At 63.1% G+C, this 8,688-nt stretch carries 10 protein-coding genes and 2 tRNA genes; 4 read left to right on the forward strand and 8 right to left on the reverse strand.

The genetic code is table 11. From position 1 onward, the window contains the following. Nucleotides 1-405 (forward strand): DMT family transporter (locus EOB49_RS37580; protein WP_245472674.1); only part of this gene is annotated, 405 nt, incomplete at its 5' end. 135 nt (nt 406-540) lie between these two features. Here EOB49_RS37580 and EOB49_RS12855 read toward each other — a convergent pair. Further along, complete coding sequence (locus EOB49_RS12855; RefSeq protein WP_127322984.1) at nt 541-798, reverse strand: GlsB/YeaQ/YmgE family stress response membrane protein; 258 nt, start codon at nt 796-798, stop codon at nt 541-543. 132 nt (nt 799-930) lie between these two features. On the opposite strand from EOB49_RS12855, the gene EOB49_RS12860 reads away from it, so the two are divergent. Further along, nucleotides 931-1,395 carry a YidB family protein gene (locus tag EOB49_RS12860; protein WP_127381199.1) on the forward strand — a complete coding sequence of 155 codons (465 nt, stop codon included), beginning with the start codon at nt 931-933 and terminating at the stop codon, nt 1,393-1,395. 77 nt (nt 1,396-1,472) lie between these two features. Here the strand turns inward: EOB49_RS12860 and EOB49_RS12865 are convergent. Together EOB49_RS12865 and EOB49_RS12870 are read right to left on the reverse strand one after the other, a co-directional pair. After that, a tRNA-Gly gene (locus tag EOB49_RS12865) sits at nt 1,473-1,546 on the reverse strand. A gap of 89 nt (nt 1,547-1,635) precedes the next feature. After that, nucleotides 1,636-1,720: transfer RNA gene (locus EOB49_RS12870), tRNA-Tyr, on the reverse strand. 198 nt (nt 1,721-1,918) lie between these two features. Here EOB49_RS12870 and EOB49_RS12875 point away from each other — a divergent pair. Beyond that, nucleotides 1,919-2,770, forward strand: coding sequence for an RNA methyltransferase (locus tag EOB49_RS12875; protein WP_127381200.1), 852 nt, complete (start codon nt 1,919-1,921; stop codon nt 2,768-2,770). Between the two features lie 57 nt (nt 2,771-2,827). On the opposite strand, the gene EOB49_RS12880 is transcribed toward EOB49_RS12875, so the two are convergent. The 3 genes from EOB49_RS12880 to gcl all read right to left on the reverse strand — a co-directional run bounded on the left by EOB49_RS12880 (nt 2,828) and on the right by gcl (nt 6,506). Beyond that, on the reverse strand, nt 2,828-3,757 hold the full coding sequence (locus EOB49_RS12880) for a 2-hydroxy-3-oxopropionate reductase (protein ID WP_127381201.1): 930 nt from the start codon (nt 3,755-3,757) through the stop codon (nt 2,828-2,830). A gap of 159 nt (nt 3,758-3,916) precedes the next feature. After that, nucleotides 3,917-4,714, reverse strand: coding sequence for a 2-oxo-tetronate isomerase (otnI, locus tag EOB49_RS12885; RefSeq protein ID WP_127381202.1), 798 nt, complete (start codon nt 4,712-4,714; stop codon nt 3,917-3,919). Nucleotides 4,715-4,724: 10 nt separating this feature from the next. Then, a complete protein-coding gene (gcl, locus tag EOB49_RS12890; protein ID WP_127381203.1) occupies nt 4,725-6,506 on the reverse strand; it encodes a glyoxylate carboligase in 1,782 nt (593 codons plus the stop codon). 215 nt (nt 6,507-6,721) lie between these two features. Between gcl and bhcR the strand changes: the two genes are divergently transcribed. After that, complete coding sequence (bhcR, locus tag EOB49_RS12895) at nt 6,722-7,543, forward strand: HTH-type transcriptional regulator BhcR (protein WP_127381204.1); 822 nt, start codon at nt 6,722-6,724, stop codon at nt 7,541-7,543. 118 nt (nt 7,544-7,661) lie between these two features. Here bhcR and EOB49_RS12900 read toward each other — a convergent pair whose 3' ends face one another. Both EOB49_RS12900 and EOB49_RS12905 read right to left on the reverse strand, forming a co-directional pair. Continuing rightward, nucleotides 7,662-7,904 carry a hypothetical protein gene (locus EOB49_RS12900; RefSeq protein ID WP_245472676.1) on the reverse strand — a complete coding sequence of 81 codons (243 nt, stop codon included), beginning with the start codon at nt 7,902-7,904 and terminating at the stop codon, nt 7,662-7,664. A gap of 182 nt (nt 7,905-8,086) precedes the next feature. Beyond that, the gene (locus EOB49_RS12905; RefSeq protein WP_127268086.1) at nt 8,087-8,392 is read right to left on the reverse strand and encodes a BA14K family protein; all 306 of its coding nucleotides are present in this window, start codon (nt 8,390-8,392) and stop codon (nt 8,087-8,089) included. Nucleotides 8,393-8,688 lie beyond the last annotated feature (296 nt).

The following is an 8,688-nucleotide window of genomic DNA, read 5'->3' on the forward strand; positions in this document are numbered from 1 at the left end:
GCGGCGGCGCGCGACCTTGCCGGCCGGCGGGGCGCGGCCGAGGTGCCGGGGATGATCGTGGCGATTTCCGCCGTCGTGGTGGTGCTGATCGGCGCCGGCGCCGCGCATCTGGTTTCAGAGCGCTGGGTCATGCCCGGGGCACATCACCTGCTGCTGATGGCGGGTGCTGGATTTTTCCTGATCTTCGGCCATTTCTTCATCTTCATGGCCTATCGCATCGGACCGACCAGCGCCGTGGCGCCGTTCTACTATTGCTTCACCGTCTGGGCGGTCATTTCTGGCCTGCTGGTGTTCGGGCAGTTCCCCAACGCGCTGGCCATTTGCGGCATTCTGCTGGTCGTCGGCAGCGGGCTGACCATCGTCTCGCTGGATCAGCGTCAGCGGCGGCTGGCCGTCGTCGCCTAGCCTCGCTTCATTGCGGGAACGCCGGTCTTTGTTTTCGCCGCCCCGATGCCATAGGCAAGCCACTGCTGAGCATACCGGCCTGAAGCCGGTCTTGCCTCAGCAGAACTTCGAAACCCTCAAACGATCCGCAGGCGCCTAAAGCGTCCGCCTTGCGCTGAACTGATGGTAAGCCCACAGGACGACCACCGCTCCGATGACGGCAACGATCAGGCTGTAGATGTTGAGGCCGGTGACGCCTGACGCGCCGAAGGCACTGAATATCAGGCCGCCGACAATGGCGCCGACGATGCCCAGCACGATGTCCATTACGACACCCTGGCCGGTCTTGTTGACGATCTTGCTGCCGATGAAGCCGGCGACCACGCCGAGAATGATCCAGCTGATGATACCCATTTTTTCCTCTCCATCCCCCCGCCAGCCGAACATTTTCATAGGATTGTCAAAACCTCAAGCCAGCTTGAAATTCCGCTCGAATGCTTCATTGTCGAGGAGGGGTCGGGCCTTGGTCGCTATGGAGGATCCACGATGGGACTTTTTGACAACGCCGTTCCCGGCGGCAATATCACCAAACCCCTGATGATCGCGCTCGGCGCATTGCTGGTCGGCAAGATGCTGAGCGGCAGAAATGCCGAAGAGCCAGAGCAGTCTCCCGCGCCCGCTCCGACCGCCCCCGTCCCGACGGAAACCACATCCGCCGATGGTGGCCTGGCTGGCGGATTGGGCGGCCTGCTCGACAAGCTCAGAAATGCCGGCCACGGCAATGCCGCCGACTCCTGGGTCGGCACCGGGCAGAACCAGCCGATCAACGCCAACGATCTTGGCGCCGCGATCGGACCGCAGATCAGTCGCGAGATCGCGCAACGGACCGGGCTGGACGAGCAGGAACTGCTCAAGCAACTGTCCACCGCCCTGCCCGGCATCGTCGACAGACTGACGCCGAACGGCCAGGTGCCGCAGCAGCACCAGGTCGCCACCGCGTTCAACAGCTGACGCGGCGCAGCCACGACAATTGGAGCACTGCGCGCCTCGTGCGCAGTGTTTCGGCTTGCGGTGATGGGATGAGCGTCTGGAGCGGGTAGCGGGAATCGAACCCGCATATTCAGCTTGGAAGGCTGCTGCTCTACCACTGAGCTATACCCGCGCCGTTCCTGAAGTACCGGATTCATCCGAAAAGCGCCATGCACTTTTCGGTCCGATTCTTGTCACGTTTCAGGGCTTCCGGGCCGGCAGTGGTGGAGAGGGTTGGATTCGAACCAACGTAAGCTAAGCTAACGGATTTACAGTCCGTCCCCTTTAACCACTCGGGCACCTCTCCAGTCTGCCGCCGGAGCCATGCAACGAGGCATTCACGCCGATCCGGACCCGAGTTATGTGTTCTCCGAAACCAGCGCAGCGCCTTATGGCGGCAAGCCCATTGGGTGTCAACCGCGCAACCATGGTTTTTCGTTTCTGTTCGCCGGCTGTAGTGACAGGCCATATCCTTGGCCGGAGGACACCGCTATAGAAGCCAGCCATGAGCGACAAAACCAACACCCCCAAAGACACCCATTACGCCAAGCTGCGCCGCGCCTATCGCGACGAGAAAAGCGGCGGCGCGCCGGCATTCCGGCCCCGACAGCCGGTTCCGCCGGGCGAAAATGCCGCGGACGGCCTGGTGCGGCTCTACGGCCTGCACACGGTGCGCGCCGCACTCGACAATCCGCGCCGCAAGATCAGGAAGATGCTGGTGACGCGCAATGCGGCCGAGCGACTGGAAATCGCCGATCTCGCCGCCCTGCCCTTCAAGACGGAACTGGTCGAACCCAGGGACATCGACAAGATCACCGGGTCGGATGCCGTGCATCAGGGCGTGCTGATCGAGGCCGAGCCACTGAAGCCGAAGCGGCTTGATGCACTAGGCGACGCGAAACTGGTGCTGGTGCTCGACCAGGTCACCGATCCGCACAATGTCGGCGCCATCCTGCGCTCGGCGGTCGCCTTCGGCGCCGGCGCGCTGATCACCACGGCCCGCCACAGCCCGCAGGAATCGGGCGTGCTGGCGAAATCCGCCTCCGGCGCGCTGGAGCACATCGACCAGATCGAGGTGAAGAACCTCGCCGACGCACTCGGCCAGCTGCACGAGGCCGGCTTCCGCACCATCGGGCTTGATTCGGACGCGCCGGCCGAACTCGAAAAGAGCTTTGCCGGGGAAAAGATCGCCCTGGTGCTGGGCGCCGAAGGCAAGGGCCTGCGCCAGAAGACCCGCGAGACGGTCACGACGCTGGCGCGGCTCGACATGCCCGGCGCGATCCATTCGCTCAACGTGTCGAATGCCGCGGCGATCAGCCTTTACGTGGCGCGGAAGTTTTTAGCGAGTAGCGAGTAGCGAGTAGCGAGTAGCGAGTAGCGAAAGTCGAATCCCGGCTATCCGTGGCTGCAATCCCTAATCCCTAATCCCTATTCCCCATTCGCTATTCGCTATTCGCTCCTTCCCCACCTCATGCCCCGCCATCCGCTCCAGCGCCCTGACCAGCGCCGAATGATCTTCCTTGGCGCCGCCATTGGCCGCGCAGGAATTGAACAGCTGCTGAGTCGTCGACGTGTTGGGCAAGGAAACGCCGAGCGCCTTCGCGCCCTCCAGCGCGAGGTTCAGATCCTTCTGGTGCAGTTCGATGCGGAAACCAGGCGCGAAGGTGCGCTTGACCATGCGCTCGCCATGCACTTCCAGAATGCGCGAAGCCGCCAGCCCGCCCATCAGCGCCTGCCTGACCTTGGCCGGATCGGCGCCGGCTTTCGATGCAAAAACAAGCGCTTCGGCGACGGCTTCAATAGTCAGCGCGACGACGATCTGGTTGGCCACCTTGGTGGTCTGGCCGACCCCGCTGGGCCCGACCAGGGTGATGTTCTTGCCCATCTTCTCGAACACGGGCTTGGCGCGCTCGAACGGGGTTTCCTCGCCGCCGACCATGATGGTCAGCGACGCCGCCTTGGCGCCGACCTCGCCGCCCGAGACCGGTGCATCGAGATAGTCGCAGCCGAGATCGTTGATCTTCTTTGCGAACATTTTGGTCTCGATCGGCGAGATCGAGCTCATGTCGATGACCAGCTTGCCCCTGGCCAGGCCGGACGCGACGCCGTTGTCGCCGAACAGCACATCGGCCACCTGCGGCGTGTCGGGCACCATCAGGATGATGATGTCGGCAGCCTTGGCCACGGCGGCGTGGCCGGTGACGGTCTTCAGCCCCTTGGCGACGAGATCGGCCGGCGGCTTGGAGCGATGGTCGCTGGTGATGACCTTGTAGCCCGCGTCCAAGAGATGCCCCGCCATCGGCGCGCCCATGATGCCGAGGCCGATGAAGCCGATGGTTTCCATTGTGGTTCTCCAGAAGGTTGTGTGAAACGCCCCCTCATCCGGCCGCTAGCGCGACCACCTTCTCCCCGAGGGGAGAAGAGAATGCCGACGTTGATGCCTGTCTCTTCTCCCCACCGGGGAGAAGGTGGCCCGAAGGGCCGGATGAGGGGGCCTTGGCCGCTAAGCAGCAGCACTGCCCTGCCCGCTCAACTCCCGAAACCACCCTAACCCAGCCTCCGTCCCTGCCTTCGGCTTGTACTCAGCCCCGACCCAGCCGGCATAACCGATGCGGTCGATATCCTCGTACAGAAACGGAAAATTGATCTCGCCCGTCCCCGGCTCGTGACGGCCGGGATTGTCCGCAAGCTGGATATGCGCGATGCGGCCGAGGTTAGCCTCGATGGTACGGGCGAGATCCCCCTCCATGATCTGCATGTGATAGATGTCGTATTGGAGGAACAGGTTTTTCGAGCCGACGCGGTCGATCAGCGCCAAGGCTTGATCGGAATAGTTGAGGAAGAAGCCCGGAATATCGCGCGTGTTGATCGGCTCGATCAGCAGCCTGATGCCGGCCTGCTCCAGCTTTTCCGCCGCGAAGGCGAGGTTTTCGGCAAAGACATCCTCCAGCACCTTGCGGTCGGCGGCGGCCGGCGCGATGCCGGCCAGGCAATTGACCTGCTCACAGCCGAGCGCCTGCGCGTAGGTGATCGCCTTGGCGATGCCCTGGCGGAATTCCGGCACGCGGTCCGGCAGCACGGCAATACCGCGTTCGCCCTTGCCCCAGTCGCCGGCCGGCAAGTTGAACAGCACCTGGGTCAAGCCGTTCTTCTTCAGCCGGGCGGCGACGACATCAGGCGCATGGTCATAGGGGCCGATATATTCGACGCCCTTGAAGCCGGCGCGGGCGGCGGCATCGAAACGGTCGAGGAACTCATGCTCGCCAAAGAGCATCGACAGATTGGCTGAAAAACGCGGCATTCTTTTTCTCCTAATCCAACATCACGATCGCCGTCGGCGCATCCTCGTGGCTTTCGGCAAGCTCCTCGAATTCGGTGATCTTGTCGATCTCGATGCCCATCGAGATGTTGGTGACGCGTTCGAGGATGAATTCGAGCACGACCGGCACCCGGTGCTCCTTCATCAGCCGCTGCGCCTCCTTGAAGGCTCCGGCAAACTCTTCCGGCTTGCGCACCCTGACCGCCTTGCAGCCCATCGCTTCGGCGACGGCAACGTGGTCGACGCCGTAGCCTGCCTCGGGATCGCCTGCCCGGTTGATGTTCTCGAAGGCAAGGTCGACCTCGAAGTCCATCGAAAAGCCGCGCTGCGCCTGGCGGATCAGGCCGAGATAGGCGTTGTTCACGACGACATGCAGATAGGGCAATTTGTGCTGTGCGCCGACCGCCAGTTCCTCGATCATGAACTGGAAATCATAGTCGCCCGACAGCGCCACGATGGTGCGGTCGGGATCGGCGGCGCGCACGCCAAGGGCTGCCGGCAAGGTCCAGCCGAGCGGGCCGGCCTGGCCGCAATTGATCCAGTTGCGCGGCTTGTAGACATGCAGGAACTGCGCGCCGGCGATCTGCGACAGGCCGATCGTGGTGACATAGGTGACGTCGCGGCCGAACGCCTTGTTCATCTCCTCATAGACACGCTGCGGCTTCAGCGGCACCTGGTCGAAATGCGTCTTGCGCTTCATCGTCTTCTTGCGGGCCTGGCATTCCCTCGCCCAGCCGGACCAGTCGCGCAGTCTGCCTGCCGTCTTCCATTCGGTGGCGACGTCGAGCAGCATCTTCAGTGCGGCACCGGCATCCGAAACGACGCCGAGATCCGGCGCGAAGACACGGCCGATCTGCGTCGGCTCGATGTCGACATGAATGAACTTTTTGCCCTTGGTGTAGACATCGACGGAGCCGGTGTGGCGGTTGGCCCAGCGGTTGCCGATGCCGAAGACGAAGTCGGCTTCCAGCATCGTCGCATTGCCATAGCGGTGCGAGGTCTGCAGCCCGCACATGCCGGCCATCAGCCGGTGGTCGTCGGGGATGGCGCCCCAGCCCATCAAGGTCGGGATGACCGGCACGCCTGAAATCTCGGCGAATTCGATCAGCAGATCGGACGCATCGGCGTTGATGATGCCGCCGCCGGCGACGATCAGCGGCTTTTCGGCCGCGTTGAGCATGGTCAACGCCTTTTCGGCCTGGGCGCGCGTCATGGCCGGCTTGAACGGCGTCAGCGGTTCATAGGCATCGATGTCGAATTCGATTTCGGCGAGTTGCACGTCGACCGGCAGGTCAATCAGCACCGGGCCGGGACGTGACGAGCGCATCAGGTGGAACGCCTTCTGCAGCGCCATGGGGACGAGATAGGGCTCCATGACGGTGACCGCCCATTTGGCGACCGGCGCGGCAATGGCTGATATGTCGACGGCCTGGAAGTCCTCCTTGTTCAGCCGCGCCCGCGGCGCCTGGCCTGTGATGCACAGGATCGGGATGGAATCCGCCGCCGCCGAATAGAGCCCGGTGATCATGTCGGTGCCGGCCGGACCCGATGTGCCGATGCACAGGCCGATATTGCCTGCCTTGGCGCGGGTGAAACCTTCCGCCATGTGCGAGGCGCCCTCGACGTGACGGGCTAGCACGTGGCGGACCGTTCCCCTGGCCTTCAGCGCCGAATAGAACGGATTGATCGCCGCGCCCGGCACGCCGAAAGCGCAGGAAATACCTTCCTTTTCGAGAACGAGAACCGCGGCATCGACAGCGCGCATCCTGGCCATTTTCCAGCCCTCCCACGGGGTTTGTCATTGTTGGATTGGCCAAGGATGTCAGCACGCCGGGTATTTTTCAATTTTTTCAGAATATTTTTTCATTTCTAGAAAACGGCATCAGTTTTTTGATTTTATTGGGTTTTTCGTTTTCCAGGAATTCAGCTAGTGATGGTAGTGAAAAACTTTTTCATTGCGCATTTTGAGAAACGACCGAGAATGGCGGCATGGAAACGACCGAAAAACGCCAGCGCGGCCGGCCGCGCGATTTCAACGGGCCATCGGAGGTCAGTTCGGTGCAGTCGCTCGACCGGGCACTGCGCATCCTGGCCATTGTCGCGGAAGGCAGCGGCCTGTCGCTGAGCGAGATCTCGGCGCAGAGCGGCCTTGCCGCCTCCACCGCCTATCGCATGCTGACGACGCTGCAAAACCACGGCATGGTCGAATTCGACACATCAGACCAACTGTGGTCGATCGGCGTCGAGACCTACCGCATGGGCGCGGCCTTCCTGCGCCGCCGCAAGCTGGTCGACCGCGCGCGTGTCGCCATGCAAGAGCTGATGGAAAGAACCGGCGAGACCGCCAATCTCGGCGTCGCCGAGGACGATTGCGTGGTCTTCGTCAGCCAGGTCGAGACGCATCAGGCGATCCGCGCCTTCTTCCGTCCGGGCACGCGCAGCCCCTTCCATGCGTCGGGCATCGGCAAGGCGGTGCTGGCGCATCTTGAGCCGGAGCGTGTCGGAACCATCCTGCGCAAGGCAGGCCTGCAGCGCTTCACCGACAGGACACTTTCAGACATTTCGGCGCTTGCCCACGATCTGGCGCGGATCAAGCTGCGCGGCTGGTCGGTCGACGACGAGGAGCGGCACCCCGGCATGCGTTGCGTGGCAGCCGCCATCTTCAACGAATTCGGCGAGCCGATCGGCGGCGTTTCGGTGTCGGGACCAACGGTGCGGGTGACGCCGGAGCGGTTGGCCGAGATCGGCCCGCTGGTGCGCGATGCCGCCGCCGAGGTGACCAGGATGATCGGCGGCGTGCAAGCCGGCTGATCAGCCCGTCCCGGGCAGCGCGCTCCTGGTCGCGATATCAAAGAAATCGAGAAGGATGGCCATGCCGACGCCGCAGGCGGTGAATATCAGGCCGGCCATGAAGATGCGGTTGGCACGTTCATAGATGCGCCGCTGCAGGCATTTCGTGTCGAGCAGCAGCGAGAGCGCCCGCATCTGCAAGGCAATGCCGGCCAGGATCGGCAGGACGGCGACAAGATGGTAGGTCTGCCACGGGAATCAGGTTGGCGGCCCAATGCGTGATGAAGCCCAGCGAAAACGCCAGCAGGATGCCGACGGCGGTGACGGTGCCGTTGCGAAAAACCGTTTCGACCAGGTCTTCCCTGGGGTCCTGCTCGTCCAAGGCTCTCTCCCCGCGTTTCGCGGTCAGAATAGACGCTCGGAAAATCTCTGTACACCGCCCGGTCTGCCGCCCGGGCCAATCCTTTCTGCGCTGAATCGGCCGGTGGAGCACGCACCGCTACCATCCAGACAGCAGAAGAGGGGCTCGCATGGGCCCCTCTGTTGCTGAAACGGTCCTCCCCTCTAAAGACGGCAATAGTGGCGGTATCCGTCGCGGCCGAGATAAGTATCGGAGTCCGCGTCGTAGCTGGCGTAACGATCGTAGCAGCGGCGGACATGCCACGAGCCGCCGCCTTCGTCGACATAGACAGTGCGCGGCTGGGCGAGCAGGCTGCCGAGGACAAAGCCGCCGACGCCGGCAGCAATGCCGATGCCGAGGCCGTGATTGTGGTGATGGCTGTGAGCGGCCGAAGGCTGCACGGTTCCAGCCAGCGTGGCGGCGGCGACGGCGGTGGCGATAAGGCCGGAAACGAGTGTGTTCTTGAACATGACGATCTCCTTGCTTCGTTGACCGAGGCGATCCATCCGCCTCTTGATCATCTGTCGTCGCAGCCAGGAAAAAGGTTCGAATCTTTTGTCGATCTTCTGGGATCGGGGAAATCGGATCGACCGAGGTCATGCTGACGGCGACCTTGCGAGAGCTTGGCGAAGAAGTTGATGCGGCTGATCTCCCCCCTTGCGGCAGGGCTATCGCATGTGGAATTCCTGAGATGTCCGCCCGGCACGGACCCCCACCCCTAGCCCCTCCCCACAAGGGGAGGGAGACTTCCGTTGGCGCCGACCCA

This window comes from Mesorhizobium sp. M7A.F.Ca.MR.148.00.0.0, assembly GCF_003997735.1.
Taxonomy (GTDB): Bacteria; Pseudomonadota; Alphaproteobacteria; order Rhizobiales; family Rhizobiaceae; genus Mesorhizobium.